The organism is Kitasatospora sp. NPDC032150, assembly GCF_055579945.1.
On the sequence record NZ_JBVIMH010000002.1, the window covers coordinates 216,520 to 240,074 of the forward strand.

Annotated in this window: 24 protein-coding genes; 21 read left to right on the plus strand and 3 right to left on the minus strand. The window is 71.5% G+C overall.

The genetic code is table 11. The features are described from left to right. Positions 1-98 precede the first annotated feature (98 nt). Positions 99-770, minus strand: a complete 672-nt coding sequence (locus ACZ5ON_RS03290; protein ID WP_465584646.1) for a response regulator — start codon at positions 768-770, stop codon at positions 99-101. Next, complete coding sequence (locus tag ACZ5ON_RS03295; protein WP_465584650.1) at positions 771-1,709, minus strand: RecB family exonuclease; 939 nt, start codon at positions 1,707-1,709, stop codon at positions 771-773. Between the two features lie 377 nt (positions 1,710-2,086). Between ACZ5ON_RS03295 and ACZ5ON_RS03300 the strand changes: the two genes are divergently transcribed. From ACZ5ON_RS03300 to ACZ5ON_RS03310, 3 genes are all read left to right on the plus strand, one after another. Next, a complete protein-coding gene (locus ACZ5ON_RS03300; RefSeq protein WP_465585318.1) occupies positions 2,087-3,211 on the plus strand; it encodes a site-2 protease family protein in 1,125 nt (374 codons plus the stop codon). A gap of 81 nt (positions 3,212-3,292) precedes the next feature. Further along, positions 3,293-4,249 carry a tRNA (adenine-N1)-methyltransferase gene (locus ACZ5ON_RS03305; protein WP_465584655.1) on the plus strand — a complete coding sequence of 319 codons (957 nt, stop codon included), beginning with the start codon at positions 3,293-3,295 and terminating at the stop codon, positions 4,247-4,249. A gap of 290 nt (positions 4,250-4,539) precedes the next feature. Next, positions 4,540-5,142, plus strand: a complete 603-nt coding sequence (locus ACZ5ON_RS03310) for a hypothetical protein (protein WP_465584660.1) — start codon at positions 4,540-4,542, stop codon at positions 5,140-5,142. 94 nt (positions 5,143-5,236) lie between these two features. Here the strand turns inward: ACZ5ON_RS03310 and ACZ5ON_RS03315 are convergent, their stop codons facing one another. Then, the gene (locus ACZ5ON_RS03315) at positions 5,237-5,524 is read right to left on the minus strand and encodes a ferredoxin (RefSeq protein ID WP_465584663.1); all 288 of its coding nucleotides are present in this window, start codon (positions 5,522-5,524) and stop codon (positions 5,237-5,239) included. 282 nt (positions 5,525-5,806) lie between these two features. Here ACZ5ON_RS03315 and arc point away from each other — a divergent pair, with 282 nt between their 5' ends. The 18 genes from arc to ACZ5ON_RS03405 all read left to right on the plus strand — a co-directional run bounded on the left by arc (position 5,807) and on the right by ACZ5ON_RS03405 (position 23,442). Next, on the plus strand, positions 5,807-7,573 hold the full coding sequence (arc, locus tag ACZ5ON_RS03320) for a proteasome ATPase (protein ID WP_465584666.1): 1,767 nt from the start codon (positions 5,807-5,809) through the stop codon (positions 7,571-7,573). A 168-nt stretch (positions 7,574-7,741) separates the two neighbouring features. Next, positions 7,742-9,253: a depupylase/deamidase Dop gene (gene dop, locus ACZ5ON_RS03325; RefSeq protein WP_465584669.1), complete on the plus strand. Its 1,512-nt coding sequence runs from the start codon at positions 7,742-7,744 to the stop codon at positions 9,251-9,253. Between the two features lie 173 nt (positions 9,254-9,426). Then, on the plus strand, positions 9,427-9,645 hold the full coding sequence (locus tag ACZ5ON_RS03330) for a ubiquitin-like protein Pup (protein ID WP_280699658.1): 219 nt from the start codon (positions 9,427-9,429) through the stop codon (positions 9,643-9,645). A gap of 190 nt (positions 9,646-9,835) precedes the next feature. Continuing rightward, on the plus strand, positions 9,836-10,675 hold the full coding sequence (prcB, locus tag ACZ5ON_RS03335; protein WP_465584674.1) for a proteasome subunit beta: 840 nt from the start codon (positions 9,836-9,838) through the stop codon (positions 10,673-10,675). Between the two features lie 67 nt (positions 10,676-10,742). Further along, positions 10,743-11,492, plus strand: coding sequence for a proteasome subunit alpha (gene prcA / locus ACZ5ON_RS03340; RefSeq protein ID WP_465584677.1), 750 nt, complete (start codon positions 10,743-10,745; stop codon positions 11,490-11,492). A gap of 166 nt (positions 11,493-11,658) precedes the next feature. Then, a complete protein-coding gene (pafA, locus tag ACZ5ON_RS03345) occupies positions 11,659-13,020 on the plus strand; it encodes a Pup--protein ligase (RefSeq protein WP_465584680.1) in 1,362 nt (453 codons plus the stop codon). 137 nt (positions 13,021-13,157) lie between these two features. After that, positions 13,158-14,120 carry an FKBP-type peptidyl-prolyl cis-trans isomerase gene (locus ACZ5ON_RS03350; protein WP_465584683.1) on the plus strand — a complete coding sequence of 321 codons (963 nt, stop codon included), beginning with the start codon at positions 13,158-13,160 and terminating at the stop codon, positions 14,118-14,120. Positions 14,121-14,278: 158 nt separating this feature from the next. After that, a complete protein-coding gene (locus ACZ5ON_RS03355; protein ID WP_465584686.1) occupies positions 14,279-15,586 on the plus strand; it encodes an FKBP-type peptidyl-prolyl cis-trans isomerase in 1,308 nt (435 codons plus the stop codon). Positions 15,587-15,723: 137 nt separating this feature from the next. Then, positions 15,724-16,098 (plus strand): FKBP-type peptidyl-prolyl cis-trans isomerase, encoded by a 375-nt coding sequence (locus tag ACZ5ON_RS03360; protein WP_344635492.1) that lies wholly within the window; start codon positions 15,724-15,726, stop codon positions 16,096-16,098. Between the two features lie 136 nt (positions 16,099-16,234). Beyond that, on the plus strand, positions 16,235-17,224 hold the full coding sequence (locus tag ACZ5ON_RS03365) for a helix-turn-helix transcriptional regulator (protein ID WP_465584691.1): 990 nt from the start codon (positions 16,235-16,237) through the stop codon (positions 17,222-17,224). A gap of 64 nt (positions 17,225-17,288) precedes the next feature. Continuing rightward, positions 17,289-18,245, plus strand: a complete 957-nt coding sequence (locus ACZ5ON_RS03370) for a helix-turn-helix transcriptional regulator (protein ID WP_344635490.1) — start codon at positions 17,289-17,291, stop codon at positions 18,243-18,245. An 18-nt stretch (positions 18,246-18,263) separates the two neighbouring features. Continuing rightward, complete coding sequence (locus tag ACZ5ON_RS03375; RefSeq protein ID WP_344635489.1) at positions 18,264-18,497, plus strand: hypothetical protein; 234 nt, start codon at positions 18,264-18,266, stop codon at positions 18,495-18,497. A 165-nt stretch (positions 18,498-18,662) separates the two neighbouring features. Further along, complete coding sequence (locus ACZ5ON_RS03380) at positions 18,663-18,875, plus strand: hypothetical protein (protein WP_465584696.1); 213 nt, start codon at positions 18,663-18,665, stop codon at positions 18,873-18,875. 131 nt (positions 18,876-19,006) lie between these two features. Continuing rightward, positions 19,007-19,270, plus strand: coding sequence for a Sec-independent protein translocase subunit TatA (locus ACZ5ON_RS03385; RefSeq protein WP_465584699.1), 264 nt, complete (start codon positions 19,007-19,009; stop codon positions 19,268-19,270). Between the two features lie 70 nt (positions 19,271-19,340). After that, entirely contained in the window at positions 19,341-20,276 is a 936-nt protein-coding gene (gene tatC, locus ACZ5ON_RS03390) for a twin-arginine translocase subunit TatC (protein WP_465584701.1), read from the plus strand. A 143-nt stretch (positions 20,277-20,419) separates the two neighbouring features. Next, positions 20,420-21,658 carry an NAD(P)/FAD-dependent oxidoreductase gene (locus ACZ5ON_RS03395; protein ID WP_465584703.1) on the plus strand — a complete coding sequence of 413 codons (1,239 nt, stop codon included), beginning with the start codon at positions 20,420-20,422 and terminating at the stop codon, positions 21,656-21,658. A 31-nt stretch (positions 21,659-21,689) separates the two neighbouring features. Further along, positions 21,690-22,004: a (2Fe-2S)-binding protein gene (locus tag ACZ5ON_RS03400; RefSeq protein WP_465584706.1), complete on the plus strand. Its 315-nt coding sequence runs from the start codon at positions 21,690-21,692 to the stop codon at positions 22,002-22,004. Further along, positions 21,985-23,442: an FAD/NAD(P)-dependent oxidoreductase gene (locus tag ACZ5ON_RS03405; protein WP_465584710.1), complete on the plus strand. Its 1,458-nt coding sequence runs from the start codon at positions 21,985-21,987 to the stop codon at positions 23,440-23,442. The genes ACZ5ON_RS03400 and ACZ5ON_RS03405 overlap by 20 nt, the downstream gene beginning before the upstream one ends. Positions 23,443-23,555: the final 113 nt, after the last annotated feature.

A 23,555-nucleotide genomic window follows, 5' to 3' on the forward strand; every position in this document is an offset into this window, starting at 1 on the left:
GGGGGGGCAGGAGTAGTGCCACCCCCCCACACCCCCCCCCCCCCCCCCCCCCCCCCCCGCCCCCCCCCCCCCCCCCCCCCCCCCCCCACGCCGGCGGGTCAGAGCGTGCCGGGCCGGACCAGGCCGCTCTCGTACGCGTACACCGCAGCCTGGACCCGGTCACGCAGCTGGAGCTTGGTCAGCACATGGCCGACGTGGGTCTTCACGGTGGTCTCGCTGACGAACAGCTCGCCGGCGATCTCCGCGTTGGACAGTCCCCGGGCGACCAGCTTGAGCACCTCCACCTCGCGCTCGGTCAGCGCGGTCAGCGCCTGCGGCGGCGCCTCGTCGCCGGACGGCAGCTTGGTGGCGTACATGTCCAGCAGCCGGCGGGTGATGCTCGGGGCCAGCATCGCGGCACCGTCCGCGACCACCCGGATCGCCTGCACCAGCTCCTCGGCCGGGACGTCCTTGAGCAGGAAGCCGCTGGCCCCCGCGCGCAGTGCCTCGACCACGTACTCGTCCAGGTCGAAGGTGGTCAGCACCAGCACCTTGACCGGGCCGTCCCGGCCGGGGCCGGCGATCCGGCGGGTGGCCTCCACCCCGTCCATCCGGGGCATCCGGATGTCCATCAGCACCACGTCGGGCTGGAGCGCCCGTACCTGCTCCAGCGCCTGCTGACCGTCCCCCGCCTCGCCGACCACCACCAGGTCGGACTCGGCCTCCAGAATCATCCGGAAGCCGGTGCGCAGCAGCGGCTGGTCGTCCACCAGCAGGACTCGGATCGTCACCTACGACTCCTTGTTGCTTTCGTCGCTCTTGAGCTCGTTCGGTCTTGCCGGCTCGCCAGGGCCGGCCGGGTCCTCGGGGCCCGCCAGGACCGGCAGGGGGTACGGCGGGGGAGTGCCGCCGAACTCCGGGCAGCTTGCCCGATGGTCACACCAGTCGCACAGTCGATTTCGGGTGGCAGGGAAGCGGCCGGTGGCCACCGCGCTGGAGATCGCCTCCCAGAGCGCCTCCAACTTCCGTTCCACCGCCAGCAGATCGGCCTCGTCCGGGTCGTACGTGACCACGTCGCCCCCGCCGCCCAGGTACACCAGCTGGAGCCGCCTGGGGATGACGCCCTTCCAGCGCCACACCACCAGGGCGTAGAACTTCATCTGGAACATGGCCTTGCCCTCGAAGTCCCGCGAGGGCGCCCGGCCGGTCTTGTAGTCCACCAGTCGGACCTCGCCGGTCGGTGCCACGTCGACCCGGTCGATGTAGCCGCGCAGCAGCAGACCGGACCCCAGTACCGTCTCCACGTACAGCTCGCGCTCCACGGGGTGCAGCCGGGTCGGGTCCTCCAGTCGGAACCACTGGGTCAGCAGCTTCTCCGCGTCGCCCAGCCAGCGGGCCACCGCGTTGCCGTCCTCGTCCGGGAACAGCCCGGCGAGTTCCGGGCGCTCGGACAGCAGCCGCTGCCACTGCGGGCGCAGCAGACCCAGCGCACGCTCCGGGGTCCGCTCGGTCGGGGGGTGGTCGAAGAGGCGCTCGAGCACCGCGTGCACCACCGTGCCCCGGGTCGCCGCCGCGCTCGGCGGCTCGGGCAGGCGGTCGATCACCCGCAGCCGGTAGAGCAGCGGGCAGGTCATGAAGTCGCCCGCCCGGGACGGGGACAGCCCGGTCGGCGCCACGGCCTGCCGGGGCACGCCGGGCGCGGTGAGCTGAGCGGTGTCGGTCTGGTGCATGCCCCCGACCCTATTGCCCCGCGCTCACATCTCGCTGCCAAGCCGCTGACACGGGGCTCCCGCCCGGATGCCGGCGCTGCCGCGCCCGCCGCACCTCGTGCCCCGCACACCCGGCCGGTCGGGCGCGGCCCCGCGCCGCCGGGCGGTGCAAGCTTGCTGTGTGAGCAGGAGCGCCGACGGCGGGGTATGACCCTGGTAGCGAGGGGCGCACGGGGATTTCCGACGGAGATCACGTAGCGTGGGCGCACAGTGGGGGGACTCGAACGACCGACGAAGGGGCCACGGTGAGTGACATCAGGGGGCAGCAGACCTCCGCGCAACCGCCGACCGACGGGAAGGGGACGCCCGGCGGCCCCGGGCGGCCCGGCGGGATCCGGATGGGCCGTCCCTTCGGCGTGCCGATCTACGTCACGCCGTCCTGGTTCGTCATCGCCGCGCTGATCACCTGGATCTTCGGCAGCCAGCTGTCCACCGTCCTGCCCGAACTGGGTCGTGCCCGCTACCTGGTGTCGCTGTCCTTCGCGATCGCCTTCTACGGCTCGGTACTGGTCCACGAGTTGGCGCACACCCTGGTCGCGCTGCGGTACCGGCTCGGTGTCCGCCGGATCCAGCTCCAGTTCTTCGGCGGGGTCTCAGAGATCGAGAAGGAGGCCGAGACCCCGGCCCGCGAGTTCTGGCTGGCCTTCGTCGGACCGCTGCTCTCGCTGGCGCTCGGCGGGGTGTTCTACCTCGCCCTGCTCGCGGTCGAACCCGGCACCGTACCCAGCGTGCTGCTGGCGGGGCTGATGGTGAGCAACCTGGTGGTGGCCGCCTTCAACCTGCTGCCCGGGCTGCCGCTGGACGGCGGCCGGATGCTGCGCGCCGTGGTCTGGGGCATCACCGGCCGCCCGATGGCCGGGACGGTGGCCGCCGCCTGGGTCGGCCGGGGACTCGCCCTGCTGGTGCTCTTCGGCCTGCCGATGGTCGCCGCCTCGCGCGGGGTGGACCGCACCGCGACCGACAGCCTGATCGACGGCGCGCTCTCCGCCCTCCTCGCGGTGATCATCTGGAACGGTGCCAGCGGTGCCCTCCGCAACGCCCGGCTCAAGGAGGTGCTGCCGGGACTGCGGGTCAGCGAGCTGGCCCGCCGCGCGGTCGAGGTCGCCGCCGACACCCCGCTGGGCGAGGCGCTGCGCCGGGCCCGGGAGGTCGAGGCCGGCGCGGTCGTGGTGGTGGACGGCCGGGGCGAGCCCACCGCACTGGTCAAGGAGTCCGCGGTGCAGGCCGTCCCGGAGCACCGCCGCCCCTGGGTCGCGGTCGGCCCGCTCGCCCGCACCCTGGAGCCCGGCCTGTGCCTGAGCCTGGACCTGACCGGCGAGGAGCTGCTGGCCGCGCTGCGCCGCACCCCCGCCAGCGAGTACCTGGTGGTCCGCCCGGACGGCAGCCCGTACGGGGTGCTCGCCCTCGCCGACATCGAACGCCGCCTCACCGCCGCCGTCGCGGGGCGGCCGCTCTCTCCCTGAACCGACAGCCGGGAGCGCTCCCGAGGACGGCGGACGATCACGTGGTCGGCGGAGCGTTCCGATTCCCTTAGGATTGTCCGCATGTCCGAACCGACCGGTGCCACCCGCCGACGCGGGCCCTTCCAGGTCGGGGACCAGGTTCAGCTGACCGACCCCAAGGGTCGCCACTACACGTTCACGCTCCAGGCCGGGAACCAGTTCCACACCCACAAGGGTGCGTTCCCCCACGACGAGCTGATCGGCGCCCCCGAGGGCACTGTCGTGCGCACCACGGGCAACGTCCCGTACCTCGCGCTGCGCCCCCTGCTCCCCGACTACGTCCTGTCCATGCCGCGCGGCGCCGCCGTGATCTACCCCAAGGACGCGGGGCAGATCCTGGCGATGGCCGACATCTTCGCGGGAGCCCGCGTGGTCGAGGCCGGCGTCGGCTCCGGCGCGCTCTCCACGTACCTGCTGCGCGCGGTCGGCGACACCGGCATGCTCGCCTCCTACGAGCGCCGCCAGGACTTCGCCGACATCGCGCGCGGCAACGTCGAGCGCTACTTCGGCGGGCCGCACCCGGCCTGGAAGCTGACCGTCGGCGACCTCCAGGACAGCCTGGTGGAGACCGACGTCGACCGGGTCATCCTCGACATGCTCGCCCCCTGGGAGTGCCTGGACGTCGCCTCCAAGGCGCTCGTCCCCGGCGGTCTGATCTGCTGCTACGTGGCCACTACCACGCAGATGTCCAAGACCGTCGAGGCACTGCGCGAACACGGCACCTTCACCGAGCCGCAGGCCTGGGAGACCATGGTCCGCACCTGGCACCTGGAGGGCCTGGCCGTCCGCCCGGACCACCGGATGATCGGCCACACCGGCTTCCTGCTCACCGCTCGCCGGCTCGCGGACGGCGTCGAGCCGCCGCTACGCCGCCGCCGCCCGGCCAAGGGCGCCTACGGCGAGGACTACGACAGCGGGTCCCCGGAGCCGACCCTGCAGGAACGTGCCGCCGCCCGCCGAGCCACCCGCAACGCGGCCGAGGAGCCCGATCTCGGCTGAGAAGTGCTCCGACAGGGGCGCGGAGGAGTTTTCCAGGGGCGCGGGAAACCGCGCGAAATCGGAAGAAAACGGTCCGGTGCTTTTCCACCGGAAAGCAAGGTGCACCACCCGCCGAGAGGCCGGGGGTGCACCTTGCTCGTCTGTCCCGGCTGAACCGGGTCGTCCTCCGTAACGCGCGGTTCCCCGCGCCCCCGCGCCCCTCGTGCCCCTCGCGCTTCCCCGATTGCGACGGAGTGCGCCGGATGTGGGACGATGCTGCCTCACACCACCACCGTGGAGGGGACTGCCCGGTGCAGGAAGCGGACGAGACGGTGCACCAGATCCCGGCGAAGAATCAGTTCGACCAGAACGCGCAGGCCAGGCCCCGGCATTGGGCGCTGGTGGCCGTGGCCTGCGCCGTCGTCGTGGGCGGCACACTGGTCGCCACCCCGGCCCAGGGTCGGCCGACCCCGAGCCCGGCCGGCCAGTCGGCCGAGGCGCTGGCGGCGGCCGCGGCACCGGATCCGGCCAAGGCCCAACTGCCGCTGGACTGCGGCCCGTTCCCGGTCACCATCGCGCTGAGCTTCGGCGCCAGGTTGAACGGCGTGCCGAGCACGGTGGCCGCCGCCCACTGTGCGGCACCGAACGGCACCCCGAGCGATGCCGTCTTCCTGCTCACGGCGGGCCCCGACGGCCGCCCGACCGTCCGGGCGAGCCTGCTCACCGAGGCGGACCGGCTCACCGTCACCGCCCTCAAGGTGCGCAGTGACGGCACCATAACGGGCCACGCCAAGGGCTATTCCAGCGACGAGGTCCCGCGCTTCGCCCCCGACCTGGTCCTCAGCCTCAGCTGGACCCGGCACGGCACCGAGTGGACCCGTACCGAGACCAAGGCCCCCGCGAGCCAGGCCTGACGCTGCCCAGCCGCCAACCGGCCACGGCCGGTTGGCGGCTTCCAGGTGCAACTCCCGCCGCGATCGCGCCTGCTGGACGCCACGGCGGCGCCGACTACTCGGCGTCGGGCCCGTAGACCTCGACCCGGTCGGCGGTGCGGCGGACGTGGATGCAGTCACCGGGGCAGTCGCGGACGGAGTCGATCACGTCCTGAAGCAGCGTCAGCGGCACCGGAGCGCTCTCGCCCGGCTGTTGGCGGAGTTCGTCGTCCTCACCCTTCACATAGGCGAGACCGTCGATGTCCAGCTCGAAGACCTCCGGTGCGTACTGCGCGCAGATACCGTCGCCGGTGCACAGATCCTGATCGATCCAGACCTCTAGCGCTTCGCCGGTGCCCGACATGTCCCCTGCCGTTTCTGTCGCTGGTCGCCCTTGACGGGGCATTCCTGCCATTCGTACACCGATCCGAGCTCCGCCATGGGTCACGATCGGATATTGACCTGACCGACGATACATCTGGTCCGCTTTGGGCGGTGCGCGGTGGGTATCTCCCTAGCAGAGGGGAAGCGTGCAAGGGCGGAGATCGGACACGCCCGTTCCATCTTTCTGATCTAGGGGTTTAGGGACCCCTGGGTGCAGGTAGGGTCTGGAAGCGTCCAGCTCCCCCCGGAGGAGGTGAGGACCGTGGCAGCCCACGATGACGATTACAACCGCAGCGCCGGCCGTCCCGCTCGTGGTTCCGACGAGGCCGCTCAGGTCTCGTACCTCGAGCAGGAGATTGCCGTCCTGCGTCGCAAGCTCGCCGACTCGCCGCGCAACTCGAGAATCCTCGAGGAACGCATCGTCGAGCTCCAGACCAATCTGGCCGGAGTAACCGCCCAGAACGAACGGCTCGCTTCCACGCTGCGCGAGGCCCGCGACCAGATCGTGGCCCTCAAGGAGGAAGTCGACCGGCTCGCCCAGCCGCCCGCCGGATTCGGCACCTTCCTCGGCGCCAACGAGGACGCTACCGCCGACATCTTCACCGGTGGGCGCAAGCTCCGTGTCAACGTCAGCCCGAGTGTCGAGCTCGACGAGCTGCGGCGCGGCCAGGAAGTGATGCTGAACGAGGCCCTCAACATCGTGGACGCGATGGCCTTCGAGCGCATCGGCGACATCGTCACCCTCAAGGAGGTCCTGGAGGACGGCGAGCGCGCCCTGGTCATCGGCCACACCGACGAGGAGCGGGTGGTCCGGCTCGCCGAGCCGCTGCACGAGCTCACCCTGCGGGCCGGCGACGCCCTCCTGCTGGAGCCCCGCTCCGGCTACGTCTACGAGGTCGTTCCCAAGGCCGAGGTCGAGGAGCTCGTCCTCGAAGAGGTGCCGGACATCGACTACCGGCAGATCGGCGGTCTGGCCAACCAGATCGAACAGATCCGGGACGCGGTCGAGCTGCCCTACCTGCACGCCGACCTGTTCAAGGAGTACGAGCTGCGCCCGCCCAAGGGCGTGCTGCTCTACGGCCCGCCCGGCTGCGGCAAGACGCTGATCGCCAAGGCGGTGGCCAACTCCCTGGCCAAGAAGGTGGCGGAGGCCACCGGTCGCCCGCAGGGCAAGAGCTACTTCCTCAACATCAAGGGCCCCGAGCTGCTCAACAAGTACGTCGGCGAGACCGAGCGGCAGATCCGCCTGGTCTTCCAGCGGGCCCGGGAGAAGGCGAGCGAGGGCACGCCCGTCATCGTCTTCTTCGACGAGATGGAGTCGCTCTTCCGCACCCGCGGCTCGGGCGTCAGCTCGGACGTGGAGAACACCATCGTCCCGCAGCTGCTGGCCGAGATCGACGGTGTCGAGGGCCTGGAGAACGTCATCGTGATCGGCGCCTCCAACCGGGAGGACATGATCGACCCGGCCATCCTGCGACCGGGACGACTGGACGTGAAGATCAAGATCGAGCGTCCGGACGCCGAGGCGGCCAAGGACATCTTCTCCAAGTACCTCAAGGACTCGCTGCCGTTCCACCCGGACGACCTCAGGGAGCACGACGACTCGGTCCCGGCGACGGTGGCCGCGATGATCCAGTCGGTCGTGGAGCGGATGTACTCGGAGACCGAGGAGAACCGCTTCCTGGAGGTCACCTACGCCAACGGCGACAAAGAAGTCCTCTACTTCAAGGACTTCAACTCCGGCGCCATGATCCAGAACATCGTGGACCGGGCGAAGAAGATGGCGATCAAGGACTTCCTCGAGAACGGCCAGCGCGGACTTCGCGTCTCCCACCTGCTCGCCGCCTGCGTCGACGAGTTCAAGGAGAACGAGGACCTGCCCAACACCACCAACCCGGACGACTGGGCCAGGATCTCCGGAAAGAAGGGCGAGCGGATCGTCTTCATCCGCACCCTGGTCACCGGGAAGCAGGGCGCCGAGTCCGGCCGCTCCATCGACACTGTCGCCAACACGGGGCAGTACCTGTAACGGCTCGAACCCACCGTCCGGCTGCACCGCTTCGAACGGTCGCAGCCGGACGGTTCGTCTCAGGACTAGGCTCGACCCATCATCGGCGGGGGGTCCGCCGCGGGTGGTGTGTAGGCGGTACGTCAGTGCCAGGCCCGGCCGGGCAGGGCACCGGGCAAGGAGGGCCGCATGACCGTACGGCGCGTGATGGGGATCGAGACCGAGTACGGCATCTCGGTGCCGGGGCACCCCAACGCCAACGCCATGCTCACCTCGTCCCAGATCGTCAACGCGTACGCGGCGGCGATGCACCGGGCGCGGCGGGCTCGCTGGGACTTCGAGGAAGAGAATCCGCTGCGCGACGCCCGGGGCTTCGACCTCGCGCGGGAGGTCGCGGACGCCAGCCAGCTCACCGACGAGGACATCGGCCTCGCCAACGTCATCCTCACCAACGGCGCGCGGTTCTACGTCGACCACGCCCACCCCGAGTACAGCTCACCCGAAGTGACCAATCCGCGCGACGCGGTGCTCTGGGACAAGGCCGGGGAACGGATCATGGCCGCGGCCGCGCAGCGCGCCCTGGAACTGCCCAACGGGCAGAAGATCCACCTGTACAAGAACAACACGGACAACAAGGGCGCCTCCTACGGCACCCACGAGAACTACCTGATGAAGCGGGCGACCCCGTTCGCCGACATCGTCCGTCACCTCACCCCGTTCTTCGTCTCCCGCCAGGTGATCAGCGGCTCCGGCCGGGTGGGCCTGGGCCAGGACGGCTCGGCCGACGGCTTCCAGATCACCCAGCGGGCGGACTACTTCGAGGTGGAGGTCGGCCTGGAGACCACCCTCAAGCGTCCGATCATCAACACCAGGGACGAACCACACGCCGACGCGGAGAAGTACCGCCGGCTGCACGTGATCATCGGGGACGCCAACCTCTCCGAGATCTCCACCTACCTCAAGCTGGGCACCACCTCGCTGGTGCTGGCGATGATCGAGGATGCCTTCATCGCCGTCGACCTTGCGGTCGACCAGCCGGTCCGCACCCTGCACCGGGTCTCCCACGACCCCTCGCTGACCCACCTGATCACGCTGCGCAGCGGCCGGAAGCTCACCGCGGTCCAGCTCCAGATGGAGTACTGCGAGCTGGCCCGGAAGTACGTCGAGGACCGCTACGGCCAGGACGTCGACGAGCAGACCAAGGACGTCCTGGCCCGCTGGGAGGACGTGCTGGGCCGCCTGGAGCGCGATCCGATGAGCCTGTCGCGGCAGCTCGACTGGATCGCCAAGAAGGAGCTGCTGGAGGGCTATCGCCAGCGGGACGGCCTGGACTGGGACAGTCCCCGGCTGCACCTGGTCGACCTCCAGTACAGCGACGTGCGCCCCGACAAGGGCCTCTACAACCGCCTGGTGGCCCGCGGCCGGTTCGAGCGGCTGCTGACCGACGAGGAGATCGCCGAGGCCGTCACCAAGCCGCCGGAGGACACCCGGGCGTACTTCCGCGGCCGGTGTCTGGAGCAGTACGCCGAGCACGTGGCGGCGGCCTCCTGGGACTCGGTCATCTTCGACCTGCCGGGGCGCGACTCGCTCCAGCGGGTGCCCACCCTGGAGCCGCTGCGGGGCACCCGCAACCACGTCAAGGAACTGCTCGACCGCTGCCGCACCGCCGAGGACCTGCTCCGGGTGCTGGCGGGCGGCTGAGACGTCCGGTGACCTCCCGGCCACTACGGGTGAATGCTCCCCGGATGGGAATCATCCGGGGGAGCGCGGAGCGTTGAAGTAGCACCGGGCGCGGCACCCGCACCCGGTGGATAGGGTCTGACCAGCAACACCACAGACCAGCCGTGCGAGACGAATCGAGCGGGGTGAGGGAAATGGCGAGCAAGGACACCGGCGGCGGCCAGCAGCGGGCGAACCGCTCCTCCGAGGAGGTCGAGGAGCAGGCCGCCGAAGCGCAGCAGTCCGAGGACCTCAAGGAACGCCAGGAAAAGCTGAGCGATGACGTCGACGCGGTTCTGGACGAAATCGACGACGTCCTGGAGTCGAATGCCGAGGATTTCGTGCGGCAGTTTGTCCAGAAGGGTGGCCAGTGACGTCAAGGTCCGTCGTCGAATGGCGGGCCTGACGCGGTTTACCTGAGAGAGTCCGCATTCGCGCGTAATGGGCCACCGAGGCCCGTTGCGCGCGAATGCGCTGATAATCGGACGCACCCGGGATGTGGTTCGGCGCCACGGAACGGGTAAGGTCCGGGGCATCCGAAACGATCTACTTGGAAGGAATCGAGTGGAAGCCAACAGTGGTGGCACCGGGCGTCTACCGGCCGCCTTCCTCACCCCCGGGTCCTCGTCGTTCCTCGACTTCCTGGCACAGCACCAGCCCGAACTGCTCCCCGGGCGCCGAAACCTGCCCGAGGGCATCGTGGAAGCGCCGCACGGCACCACCATCGTCGCCGCGGTCTTCGAGGGCGGTGTGGTGATCGCCGGCGACCGCCGGGCCACCATGGGCAACGTGATCGCGCAGCGGGACATCGAGAAGGTCTTCCCGGCGGACGAGTACAGCGCGGTCGGCATCGCCGGCACCGCGGGCCTCGCGGTGGAGATGGTCCGGCTGTTCCAGCTGGAGCTGGAGCACTACGAGAAGATCGAGGGCACCGGCCTGTCCCTGGAGGGCAAGGCCAACCGCCTCACCACGATGATCCGGGGCAACCTCGGGATGGCCATGCAGGGCCTGGCCGTGGTCCCGATGTTCGCCGGCTACGACCTCGACCTCGGCCGGGGCCGGATCTTCAGCTACGACGTCACCGGCGGCCGCTCCGAGGAGCGCGGGTTCGCCGCCACGGGCTCGGGTTCGATGTTCGCCCGCGGCTCGATGAAGAAGCTCTACCGCGACGGAATGACGGCCGATCAGGCCGCCATCCTGGTGGTCCAGGCGCTGTACGACGCGGCCGACGACGACTCCGCGACCGGTGGCCCCGACCTCGCCCGCAAGATCTTCCCGATCGTCTCGCTGATCACCGAGGGCGGCTTCCGCAGGCTGTCCGAGGAGGAGGTCGCCGAGATCGCGGTCTCCATCACCGACCAGCGCCTGGAGCACCCCAACGGCCCGCAGGCCCCGCTCCTCTAGTCCGCCGAACCCTCCCTCCGGTCCGCCACGGGCCGGAGGGGCACACACCGAGAAGGGACGACCGCCGGTGTCAACGCCGTTCTACGTCTCCCCCCAGCAGGCCATGGCGGACCGCGCGGAGTACGCCCGCAAGGGCATCGCGCGCGGCCGCAGCGTGGTCGTGCTCACTTACGCCGACGGCATCCTCTTCGTCGCCGAGAACACCTCCCGGGCCCTGCACAAGGTCTCCGAGATCTACGACCAGATCGCCTTCGCCGCGGTCGGCCGCTACAACGAGTTCGAGAACCTGCGCATCGGCGGCGTCCGCTACGCCGACCTGCGCGGCTACTCCTACGACCGGGCCGACGTCACCGCGCGCGGTCTGGCCAACGTCTACGCCCAGACGCTGGGCACCATCTTCTCCTCGGTGGGCGAGAAGCCCTACGAGGTCGAGCTGATCGTCGCGGAGGTCGGCCGCACCGCCGACGAGGACCAGATCTACCGGCTCACCCCGGACGGCTCGGTGGTCGACGAGAAGAACTCCGTGGTGGTCGGCGGCAACGCCGACTCCATCGGCAACTACATCGGCCAGCGCCACCGCACCGGGATGACCCTCGCCGAGGCCCTCAAGGTGGCCGTCGAGGGCCTCGCCAGGGACCCCAACGGGGGCACCCCGCGCACCCTCACCACCGAGCAGCTGGAGGTCGCCGTGCTCGACCGCCAGCGCTTCCAGAAGCGCAAGTTCAAGCGCATCCTCGGCGGCCAGCTCAGCCGGCTGCTGAACGGCGACGAGAGCGCCGCCATGGAGGAGGACGCCGCCGGCGAAACGGCGGAGTGATCCGGCAGCGGGAGTCCCGTGCGGTCCGACGGCCGTGCGGGACTCCCGTGTGCCTGCGGCCAGTTGAAGGCTCCTCGTGGTCGGATCGCCGTCCCCGGCCTCCGGCCGGGGACGCCCCCTGTCCCGCAAGGGTTTCGGATGGCTCCCGGAAGAGAAAAGATGCCTCATGGACCGCCGAATTTTCGGGCTGGAGAACGAGTACGGTGTCACGTGTACGTTCCGGGGACAACGACGACTGTCTCCGGACGAGGTGGCCAGGTACCTCTTCCGCCGCGTAGTCTCCTGGGGCCGCAGCAGCAACGTCTTCCTGCGCAACGGCGCCCGCCTCTACCTCGACGTGGGATCGCATCCCGAGTACGCCACACCCGAGTGCGACGACGTCGTCGAGCTGGTCACCCATGACAAGGCGGGCGAACGCATCCTCGAAGGTCTCCTCGTGGACGCCGAGCGGCGGCTGCACGAGGAGGGCATCGCCGGGGACGTCTACCTCTTCAAGAACAACACCGACTCGGCCGGCAACTCCTACGGCTGCCACGAGAACTACCTGGTGGCCCGGCACGGCGAGTTCTCCCGGCTGGCCGACATCCTGATCCCGTTCCTGGTCACCCGCCAGCTGGTGTGCGGCGCGGGCAAGGTACTGCAGACCCCGCGCGGTGCGGTGTTCTGCGTCAGCCAGCGGGCCGAGCACATCTGGGAGGGCGTCAGCTCGGCGACCACCCGGTCCCGTCCGATCATCAACACCCGCGACGAGCCGCACGCCGACGCCGAGCGCTACCGCCGCCTGCACGTCATCGTCGGCGACTCCAACATGTCGGAGACCACCACCCTGCTCAAGGTCGGCGCCACCGATCTGGTGCTGCGCCTGATCGAGGCCGGGGTGGTGATGCGCGATCTGACCCTGGAGAACCCGATCCGGGCGATCCGCGAGGTCAGCCACGACCTCACCGGCACCCACCAGGTCCGGCTCGCCAACGGCCGGGAGGCCAGCGCGCTGGACATCCAGGAGGAGTACTTCACCAAGGCGCTGGACTTCGCCGACCGCAAGGGCATCAACACCGGCACGGTGGCCCGGGTGCTGGACCTGTGGGGCCGGACCCTGGAGGCGGTGCGCACCGAGGACCTGGCCAGGGTCTCCACCGAGATCGACTGGATCATGAAGTACAAGCTCATCGAGCGCTACCGCGAGAAGCACCAGATGACCATGTCCCACCCGAGGGTGGCCCAGATCGATCTGGCGTACCACGACATCCACCGCCGGCGCGGCCTGTTCTACCTGCTCCAGAACAAGGGGCAGGCGCAGCGGGTCACCAACGACCTGAAGACCTTCGAGGCCAAGTCGGTGCCGCCGCAGACCACCCGGGCCCGCCTGCGCGGCGACTTCATCCGGCGGGCGCAGGAGCAGCGCCGGGACTTCACGGTGGACTGGGTGCACCTGAAGCTGAACGACCAGGCGCAGCGCACGGTCCTGTGCAAGGACCCGTTCCGGTCGGTGGACGAGCGGGTGGAGAAGCTGATCGCGGGGATGTGAGCCGCGGCCTGCTGATGGCGGATCAGGGTGGCGACCGGACGGCCGGTCCGATCGCCATCCCCGAGTCAGTGCGCTGTGTCTGCGCGGTGCCGGACGGATCGGGCCATAGTCTGACCGTTATGCGTCGAATCGCCGGTTTGCTGGTAGTCCTTCCCCTTGCGCTGCTCGCCGCCTGCAGCGGTGGGACCTCCTCGTCGGGGGCCTCGCCCAGTGCCTCGGCCTCGGTGACCCCGGTGCCGAGCCCGGTCGCCTCCGCCTCCCCGATGCCGACGGTGGCCGGGGACTTCGGGAGCAAGGCGAACATCACCATCCCGCCGGGCCAGCCGAGCGGGCAGTTCGTGGTGAACACGCTGAGCGAGGGCGAGGGCGCGACGGTCGCCAAGGGCGACTGGGTGACGATCAACTACACCGCCAAGGACTGGACCTCCGGCAAGGACGTCGGCAGCTCCTACGACGCCAACCAGAAGCCGCAGCTGTTCCAGGCCGCCAGCGGCCAGCTGGTGCCGGCCTTCGACCAGGGGGTGCTCGGGCACAAGGTGGGCAGCCGGGTCCTGGTGGTGGCCCCGCCGGCGGCGGGGTTCGGGGCCAAGGGCAACCCGACGCTCGGGGTGAACGCCGGGGACACGGTGGTCTTCGTGCTGGACGTCATGCAGGCGGTCCCGCAGGACTCCACCATCACCGGGGCGATCACCGAGCCGCCGGCCGGCATGCCACAGGTCAAGGACAACGGGAAGGCCGCGCCGACGATCACGGTGCCGGCCGGCCAGGCGCCGCCGGCCGATCTGCAGAAGGCCGTCCTGGTCAAGGGCGACGGCAAGCAGGTCCAGGCCGGGCAGACCATCGTGGTCCAGTACACCGGGGTGCTGTGGAGCAACGGCCAGCAGTTCGACTCCTCGTGGAGCCACGGCGGTGCCCAGGCGCTGCAGGTGGGCACCGGGAGTCTGATCAAGGGCTGGGACCAGGGCCTGGTCGGGCAGGCGGTGGGCAGCCGGGTGCTGCTGGTGGTGCCCCCGGCGCTCGGCTACCAGAGCCAGTCGCAGGCCGCGGTGCCGCCGAACTCGACGCTGGTCTTCGTGATCGACATCCTGGAGGCGGTCTAGACCGCACTGGGCCCGTCAACCCGATGGCCGTAGCCTCGACGGGAGTGGGCAGCGGAACCACCCGACCTCATGGTCACCTGACATACTGCTGCCCTTCCGCATGTGGTGTGAGTCGTCAGGCCCTGGTGAGGGGGCGGCGCTGGGATGGACGGGGAGTCATGACTGAGAACACTTCGGGCCAGGGCACGGGCACGGCGAGCGGCGGTGCGGCCGGCGACCCGACCGCCTCGCGGCCCGGTGGACCGCTGCCGGGCAACGGTGAGTCGATCGTGGTGCCGCCGTCGGTCCTGGCGCAGCAGGCGGGCTGGGGCCAGGACGCGCCACGGCAGGCCCCGGGCGGGGGGCAGGGTGAGCAGGCGCCGCAGGTGTTCGCCTCCACCGTGCGCAAGAAGGAGATCGACGAGTCCGGGTACGACGAGAACCCGGGCTCGGCCGGCAAGCTCGGGGTGATCCTCGGCACGGTGCTCGCGGTGCTGCTGGTCGGCAGTGGTGTGACGCTGTACCTGACCGACAAGTCGGGCTCGTCCAGCAGCTCCAAGGCGGCCGACTCCACGCCCACCTCCGCCGCGCCGACGACCGACCCCGTCCCGCCGATCAAGGACAGCGCCAAGGTGCTGCCGACCGTCTCGGGCGACTTCGGCAAGAAGGCCACCATCGACCTGCCCACGGAGGCGGCCGACGGCAGCTTCGTGGCCAAGCAGCTCACCGAGGGCGACGGCCCGAAGGTCGAGAAGGGCAACTGGGTCTCGGTCGACTTCACGGCCAAGGACTGGACGACCGGCAAGGACATCCAGGGCACCTACGAGAAGGGCAAGCCGCAGCTCTACCAGGCCGGTGCGGGCCAGCTGATCCCGGCGCTGGACAGCGTGGTGGCCGGGCACAAGGTGGGCAGCCGGGTGCTGGTGGTGGCCCCGCCGGCCGCCGCGTTCGGCGCCCAGGGCAACAGCTCGATGGGTGTCGGCGCCAAGGACAACCTGGTCTTCGTACTGGACATCCGGCAGGCGAACGCCCCGGACGCCACGCTGAGCGGCGACATGGCCGAGCCGCCGGCCGGGATGCCCAAGGTGAAGGACAACGGCAAGAAGGCCGCCGACATCACCCCGGTGCCCGGCGTGCCGGACCCGACCGAGCTCAAGTCGGCGGTGCTGATCCAGGGCAAGGGCCACAAGATCGAGGCCGGTGAGAAGGTCCTGGTCCAGTACACCGGCGTGCTGTACAAGGACGGCAAGAAGTTCGACTCCTCGCTGGACCACGGCCAGGCGTTCAGCTTCGTCACCGGTGGCGGCAACGTCATCGAGGGCTGGGACAAGGGTGTGATCGGCCAGAACGTCGGCAGCCGGATCGAGCTGGTGATCCCGGCCTCGCTCGGCTACAAGGACAAGGCCATGCCCTCCATCCCGGCCAATTCGACACTGGTCTTCGTGATCGACATCCTGGATGCGGGTGTCGGCGCGGCCGACAACTAGACGACAATGGTCCGGTGACCCGCGCGGGGCGATCCGCCGCGGGTCCTGACCTTAGTGGGCGGTGGGAGCTCGTACGGTGGGTCCGTACGAGCGACTGCCGCTCATTCACGTACAGCACCGAACGAGAAGAGTCTGTTGTGAGCAAGCTCGAAAAGCCGGAGATCGACTTCCCGGGCGGCGAGGCGCCGACCGAACTGCAGATCCGGGACATCAAGGTCGGTGACGGCGCCGAGGCCAAGGCGGGCGCTATGGTCGAGGTCCACTACGTTGGTGTCACCTTCGAGACCGGCGAGGAGTTCGACGCCTCGTGGAACCGTAACCAGACCTTCCGCTTCCCGCTGGGTGCGGGCCGCGTCATCAAGGGCTGGGACCTCGGCGTCCAGGGCATGAAGGTCGGCGGCCGCCGCGAGCTGGTCATCCCGGCTCACCTGGCCTACGGCAACCAGTCGCCGAGCCCGCTCATCCCGGCGGGTTCGACCCTGATCTTCGTCGTCGACCTGCTCGGCGTCTGATCAGCTGAATCAGGGCCGCACCCCGGTTCGCGGGGTGCGGCCCTGAGCCGTTTTCGCGACCGGCTTTTGCGGTGAGTGCCCGGACCGGTACGGTCGGGTCGGCCAGATCTTGAATGTCGCCCAGGAAGGGTCAGCGATGGCGATCGCCAAGGCAGAGCGGCTGATGAACCTAGCCCTGTGCCTGATGAACACCAGACGTCCGCTCTCCAAGAAGGAGCTGCGGGAGTCCATCGAGGCCTACCGCGAAGCCTGGCATCAGGGCAGCGAGGACGCCTTCAACCGGATGTTCGAGCGGGACAAGGACGATCTGCGCGAGCTCGGCCTGGTCATCGACGTGGACGAGAGCGCCCTGGACGGCGAGATCGGCTACCTGGCCCGCCGCGACCGCAACCGGCTGCCCGAGATCGCGCTGGACGCCGAGGAGGCCGCCGCGCTGACGGTCGCCGCCCGGGTCTGGCAGCAGGCCAAGATGTCCGGCGCGGCCAGCGGTGCGCTGCAGAAGCTCCGCGCGGCCGGGGTGCCCTTCACCGAGGACACCGAGCCCGACACCCTGCAGCCGCGAATCCCGGCCCGCGAGGCGGCCTTCGAACCGCTGCTGGTCGCCGCACGCGACCGGCGGCCGGTGGTCTTCGAGTACCGCAAGGCCGGCGCGGCCGCCGCCGAGCAGCGCTCGGTCGAGCCCTGGGCGCTGGAGTGCTGGCGCGGCCACTGGTACCTGGCCGGCTGGGACCGGGACCGCGGCGCCGCCCGGGTCTTCCGGCTCAGCCGGATCACCGGCAAGGTCCGCTCCCGGGCGGGCTCCTTCACCGGCGCCGTCCCCGAGCACGTGGACGTCCGCGCCGTGGTCGCCTCCTTCGCAGGCGAGGGCGCCACCGCCACCGCCACCGTACGGCTGCGCCGCGGCGCGGGCTTCCCGCTGCGCACCAAGGCGCTGAACACCCGCCAGGTGGACGACGGCTGGGACGAGCTGGAGATCCCGTACGGCAATGGCCTGGGGGCCGACCTGGCTGAGTTCGGGCCCGACCTGGTGGTGCTCGGGCCGGAGGAGCTGCGGGCGGATGTAGTCGACCGGCTGCTGGCGGTGGCCGGTCTGAAGAGCCTCGACGAGGCGGGAGCGCACGCATGAGCGGGCGAGTCGGAGTGAGGTGCGCATTGAGCGAGGCGAGCGCCGGGTACGGCGAGGTGGACGTATGAGCAACGCGATCGACCAGACCCGGCGGATGCTCTCGCTGGTCACCTACCTGCGCGAGCGTCCCGGGGCCGAGGTGGCCGAGGTCGCCCGGGCCTTCGGGATCACCGAGCGCGAGCTGATCAACGACCTCAACGTGCTGCCGATGTGCGGCACCAGCTTCCGCGGCGGCGACCTGCTCGACATCGACACCGACGGCGAGCGGATCTGGTGGCACAACGTCGACGACGTCGCCCAGCCGCTGCGGCTGGCTGCCGACGAGGCGACCGCCCTGCTGGTCGCCGCCCGCGCGGTGGCCGGGCTGCCCGGACTGCGCGAGCGCGACCGGCAGGCCCTCACCAGGGCGGTGGCCAAGATCGAGGACGCCGCCGGGGAGAGTGCCGAGTCCAGCGCGCGGGTCGGCGTCACCTTCGAGGCCGAGGGCCGGGTCTTCGCCGACATCGACCGGGCGCTGAGCGAGGGTCGGCTGATCTGGCTGCGCTACTGGTCGCACGGCCGCGGCGGGATGACCGAGCGCGAGGTCGACCCTATCCGGCTCGTCACCGAGGGCCACACCTACCTGGAAGGCTGGTGCCGCACCTCCGAGGACCGGCGGGTCTTCCGGCTCGACCGGATCGCCGAGATCAGGGTCCTGGACGAGCCCGCGGACCCGCCCCGGCTGGAGCCCCGCGACCTGTCCGCCGGCCTGGTCAACCCCGCCGCCGACGACCCCGAGGTGGTGGTCGAGGTCGGCCCCGGCGGCCGCTGGGTCGCCGAGTACTACCCCCACGACGCCGCCGAGGAACTCGCGGACGGCGGGCTGCGGATCACCCTGCGCAGCGCCGACCCGGCCGGGCTGCGGCCGCTCGCCCTGCGACTGGGCCGCGAGGGCCGGATCGTCTCGCCGCCCGAGCTGGCCGAGCAGGCCAGGGGCGCGGCGCTGGCCGCGCTGAAGCTCTACCGGGAGGGGCAGGGCTGAGCGGTGGCGGACGGAGCGGTGGGAAACGCCGGCACCAGGTTCAAGGTCTACTGCTCGCACTGCCGGGAGAAGGTGGAGCTTCCGGCGGCGGATTTCCGGCTGGCGCTGGGTGCCAGCAAGGAGCGCACCTTCTACAGCTTCACCTGTCCCGAGTGCGGGACGGCGGTGCGGAAGCCCGCAGGGGAGAAGATCGTGGCCGCGCTGATGGGGGCCGGGGTCAGCACCATGCGGCTGCTCACGGTCGAGGGCTGAGGCTCGCAGGGGCACCCGGCCGGCCCTCCGTACGGCCGCCCGCTCGGGCGTACGGGACCCCGGAGCGCGGGGAGCCGCGTGGCGGCCCTCCGCACAGGCGTGGGGAGCGCGGCGCGGTTCCCCCGCGCCGCTTCCGGTGACACCGAGCGGGTAGAGTCGATCGGCGTGTCATGGACCATCGTCGCCGCCGTTTTCCTGGCCACCGCAGGCCTGCTCGTCCTCGGGGTGCTCGCCTCCCGGCTCTGGCTGGACGTACGGGCGCTCGCCCGGGAGGTGGACACCGCCTCGCGGACGCTGGCAGCGGCGGCCGGCGAGCTGGGCGGGCTGCCGCTCGGGGCGCCGGACGGGGCCGTGCAGCCCGCCGGGGAGCGGGGCTAGCCCGGGTTGCGGGTGGCCCGGACCGCGGTCGACACCGGACGGGTGGCGGGGTTTGTCCGGGCGACATCCGCAGGAGCTACCATCGCCCGGAGTGGGGGAGCGCTGCCCCCGCGGGAGAGGTGGTCGCACACATGAGGATCTCGCCGGTCGCGTTCCTGCTGCTCGTGGTCTTCGCCTTCGCCCTGTTCGGTGGCAAGCGGCTGCCGGACCTGGCGCGTGCGCTCGGCAGGTCGATGCGGATCCTGAAGAGCGAGACCAAGGCGATGTACCGGGAGGGCCAGGAGGCGCCGGCCGCGCAGCCCGCGGTGGAAGCGCCCCGGACGATCAAGGCCGCCCCGGGCGACTCCGTCGGCTCCCGGCCGGTCACCGGGCAGGGCCCCGACCGCCAGGACTGAGTGGACGGCACACTTAAGTAACCGGAGCCCGTCGCCCGGCGGGCTCCGTCGCACGAGTTGAGGACCGGGGTTGAGCAAGTCTTCGAAACCGCCCAAGGACCCCGAGGGCCGGATGGCCCTCGCCGATCACCTCCGTGAACTGCGGAACCGGGTGGTCAAGTCGGCCCTGGCCATCGTGCTGTTCACGATCATCGCCGCGATCTACCACCGGCAGCTCGAGTCGTTCCTGATGGAGCCGCTCCCGAGGTGCAACACCCCGGAGGAGGTGGCGCACTTCCACGGCAAGTGCGCCCAGATCTCCACCATCGGTCTGACCACGCCCATCGGCCTGGTCATCAAGGTCGCGCTCACCGCCGGTGTGGTGGCCGCCGTCCCGGTCTGGCTGTACCAGCTGTGGGCGTTCGTGGCTCCCGGCCTGCACCGGCACGAGCGGCGGTACGCGATCGGCTTCATGGCCGGTGGCGCCCCGCTGTTCCTCTCCGGTGTCGTCGTCGCCTACCTGCTGCTGCCGACCACCGTGCAGGTGCTGATCTCGTTCAGCCCCAACGGCACCACCCCGATCCTGCCACCGGAGAACTACTTCGACATCGCGCTGCGGATGGTGCTGGTCTTCGGTCTCGCCTTCGAGTTCCCGCTGCTGCTGGTGATGCTCAACTTCGGTGGTGTGGTCAGCGGCAAGCGCCTGCTCGGCTGGTGGCGCGGCATGGTGATGGCCATCACCGTCTTCGCCGCCTTCGCCACCCCCAGTGCCGACCCGGTCAGCATGCTGGTGCTGGCCGCGCCGATCTGGGGCCTGTACTTCCTGGCGGTGGGCATCGCCCTGCTCAACGACCGCCGCCGGGCCCGCCGCAACCCCGACGCCGACCTGGACGACGACGAGGCCGCGCAGCTGGACCTGACGGTCGCCCCGGTCGAGGTCGCGGAGTCGGTCGCCGCCTCGGCCACGCCCGCTCCGCCCGCACCCCTCCCCGCCGCGCGCGAGGAGCAGATGGACGACATCACCTGATCCCCGCGCCAACCGGGCACGCGTTTCAAGGCCCCGGACCGCCCACCTCGGCGGTCCGGGGCCTTCCGCTTGCCGCCGTGCCCGGCGGCCCGTCGTCCTTGCGCACCCTTGGCAGGGCGTACGCCATGTGACATATTACTGGCGTGCTCACCAGACACCCCCACGACGTCGTGGTGGTCGGCGCCGGAGTGGTCGGCGCCGCCTGCGCGTACTACGCCACGCTGGCCGGACTCTCCGTCGCCGTGGTCGACCGCGGCCCGGTCGCGGGCGGCACCACCGGCGCGGGCGAGGGCAATCTGCTGGTCTCCGACAAGGAGCCCGGGCCCGAACTCGACCTCGCTCTGCTCTCCGTCCGGCTCTGGCGCGAGCTCGCCGAGTCCGGGGACGGGCCGGGCGGGCCCGCCGGGAAGGACGGGACCCTGGGGGAGCGGATCGAGTACGAGCCCAAGGGCGGTCTCGTGGTCGCCTCGAACGAGTCCGGGATGGAGGCGCTGCGTGCCTTCGCCGCCGGGCAGCGGAAGGCCGGGGTGACGGCCGTCGAGATCGTGGGTGGGGAAGTGCGAGAGCTGGAGCCGCACCTGGCTCCCGGGCTGGCGGGCGGCTTCCACTACCCGCAGGACGCCCAGCTCCAACCCGCCCTGGCGGCGGCCCGGCTGCTGCGGGCGGCCCGGCGGGCCGGGGCCGAGGTGCGTCTGGGGGAGACGGTGACGGCCGTCCGGGCCGGCCGGGACGGATCGGTCCGCGGTGTCACCACCGACCGGGGCCGGATCGACGCCCCCGCCGTGGTGAACGCCGCCGGGACGTGGGGCGGCGAGGTCGCCGCGCTGGCCGGGGTGGCCCTCCCCGTCCTGCCCAGGCGCGGCTTCGTGCTGGTGACCGAGCCGCTGCCGAGGATCGTGCGGCACAAGGTGTACGCCGCCGACTACGTCGCGGACGTCGCCAGCGCGTCGGCCGCGCTGCAGACCTCCGCCGTGGTCGAGGGGACACCGGCCGGACCGGTGCTGATCGGCGCCAGCCGGGAGCGGGTGGGCTTCGACCGGACCCTCTCCGTCGAGGTGCTGCGGAGGCTGGCCGGCCAGGCCGCCGCGCTGTTCCCGGTGCTCGCCGGGGTCATGGTGCAGCGGGCCTACCGGGGCTTCCGCCCGTACCTGCCGGACCACCTTCCGGCGATCGGGGCCGACCCGAGGGTGCCCGGCCTCTACCACGCCTGCGGCCACGAGGGTGCGGGGATCGGGCTCGCGCCCGCCACCGGCCTGCTGATCAGTCGACAACTTGCCCAGGAGGAACCGGAGTTGGACATGAAGCCGTTCCGAGCCGACCGCTTCGCCGGGGAGTCCGGGGAGTCCGGGGAGTCCGGCGGGTCGGGGGCCTCCCATGGCTGAACCGGACCGCTCACCGAGGATCGGAGACAGCATGCGCCGGACCCCTGCCCGGCAGGCCGGGGCGCGGCCCGAGGCCGCGTACAGCATCGAGTTCGACGGCCGGGAGCTGCCCGCGCTGCCCGGCCAGAGCATCGCCGCCGTGCTCTGGGCGCAGAACATCCTGGCCTGGCGCACCACCAGGGCCGGCGGCCGCCCGCGGGGCGCGTTCTGCGGGATCGGGGTCTGCTTCGACTGCCTGGCCACCGTCAACGGCCGGCCCAACCAGCGGACCTGCCTGCTGCCCGCGCGGCCCGGCGACACCGTCACCACCCAGGAGGGCCACGGCCGTGCCGACCTCGCCGTCTGAGCCCCCGCACCCCCGGCGCCCGAGGTCCGAGGCGGCCGGCCGCGCCGGGGGCGAGGTCTACGACCTGGCCGTGATCGGGGCCGGGCCGGCCGGACTCGCCGCCGCCGTGACCGCCGCCGAGCTGGGGTTGCGCTGCGCGCTGGTGGACGCGGGCCCCCGGCCGGGCGGCCAGTACTACCGGCACCCGGCGCCCGGGCTCGGTGCCGCGCACCCCGAGCGGATGCACCACGGCTGGCCGGCCTTCGCCCGGCTGTCCGGCCGCCTGGCGGCGCACACCCGAGCCGGGCGCCTCGACTACCTGACGAACCATCAGATCTGGTTGCTCGAACGCGGTGAGACCTGGCGCCTGCACGCCACCCTCGGCCCCGAGCGGGTCGGGGCCGAGGGCCGGCCCGTGGTCGCGGCGCGTTCGGTGTTGCTCGCCACCGGTGCGTACGAGCGCCAACTGCCCTTCCCCGGATGGACGTTGCCGGGTGTGGTGACGGCGGGTGGTGCGCAGGCGATGCTGAAGTCCTCCCTGGTGCTGCCCGGCCGCCGGATCGTGGTGGCGGGCAGCGGTCCGCTGCTGCTCGCCGCCGCGTCCTCGCTGGTGAGTGCGGGAGCCGAAGTCCCCGCCGTGGTCGAGGCCACCGACTACCTGCACTACGCCCGAGGCCTGCGCACCCTCACCGCCAACCCGGCCAAGCTGGCCGAGGGCGCCGGGCACGGTGCGGCCCTGCTCCGGCACGGGGTACGGCTGCGGCGCGGCAGCGCGGTCGTCGAGGCGCACGGCACGGACCGGCTGACGGCCGTGACGGTGGCCCGGCTGGACCGCGACTGGCGGCCGATCCCCGGCACCGGTCGACGGATCCGCTGCGACGCGCTGGCGGTCGGCCACGGCCTGGTACCGCAGATCGAGCTCGCCACCGAACTCGGCGCCCGGACCCGGCTGGCCCCCGACGGCACCCTCGCGCTGGCCGTGGACGACGGGCTGCGTACCAGCCTGCCGGGGCTGTGGGCGGCCGGTGAGACCTGCGGTGTCGGCGGTGCCGATCTCGCCATCGCCGAGGGCGAGTCGGCGGCCCGGATGATCGCCGGCCGGCCGGTGCCGTCCGCGCTGCGGGCGTTCCGGCGGCGCCGGCGCGCCTTCGCGGAGCTGATGGCCGCGGCACACCGGCCGGGCCCCGGCTGGCCGGAGTGGCTGAGCCCGCAGACCGAGGTGTGCCGCTGCGAGGAGGTCCCGGCAGCGCGGATCCGGGAGGCGGTCGCGGAACTCGGCGCGGCGGACGCCCGTACCGTCAAGCTGCTCACCAGGGCCGGGATGGGGTGGTGCCAGGGGCGGATGTGCGGACCCGCGGTCGCCTGTCTGGCCGGGGGCGGTCCGGTGCGGGCCGACAGCCGACCGCTGGCCTGTCCGGTGCCGCTCGCCCGACTGGCCGAGCCCGACCCGCCCGGGTAGCGGTACGCACGTGCGGGGGCGGCGCCGCGGTGACCGAGCGGAGCCCCCGCACCCCAGGGCCTGACTGATCCTGCCTTGAAATGTCACATCTCACAAAGGGAGCTGTTGCCCCG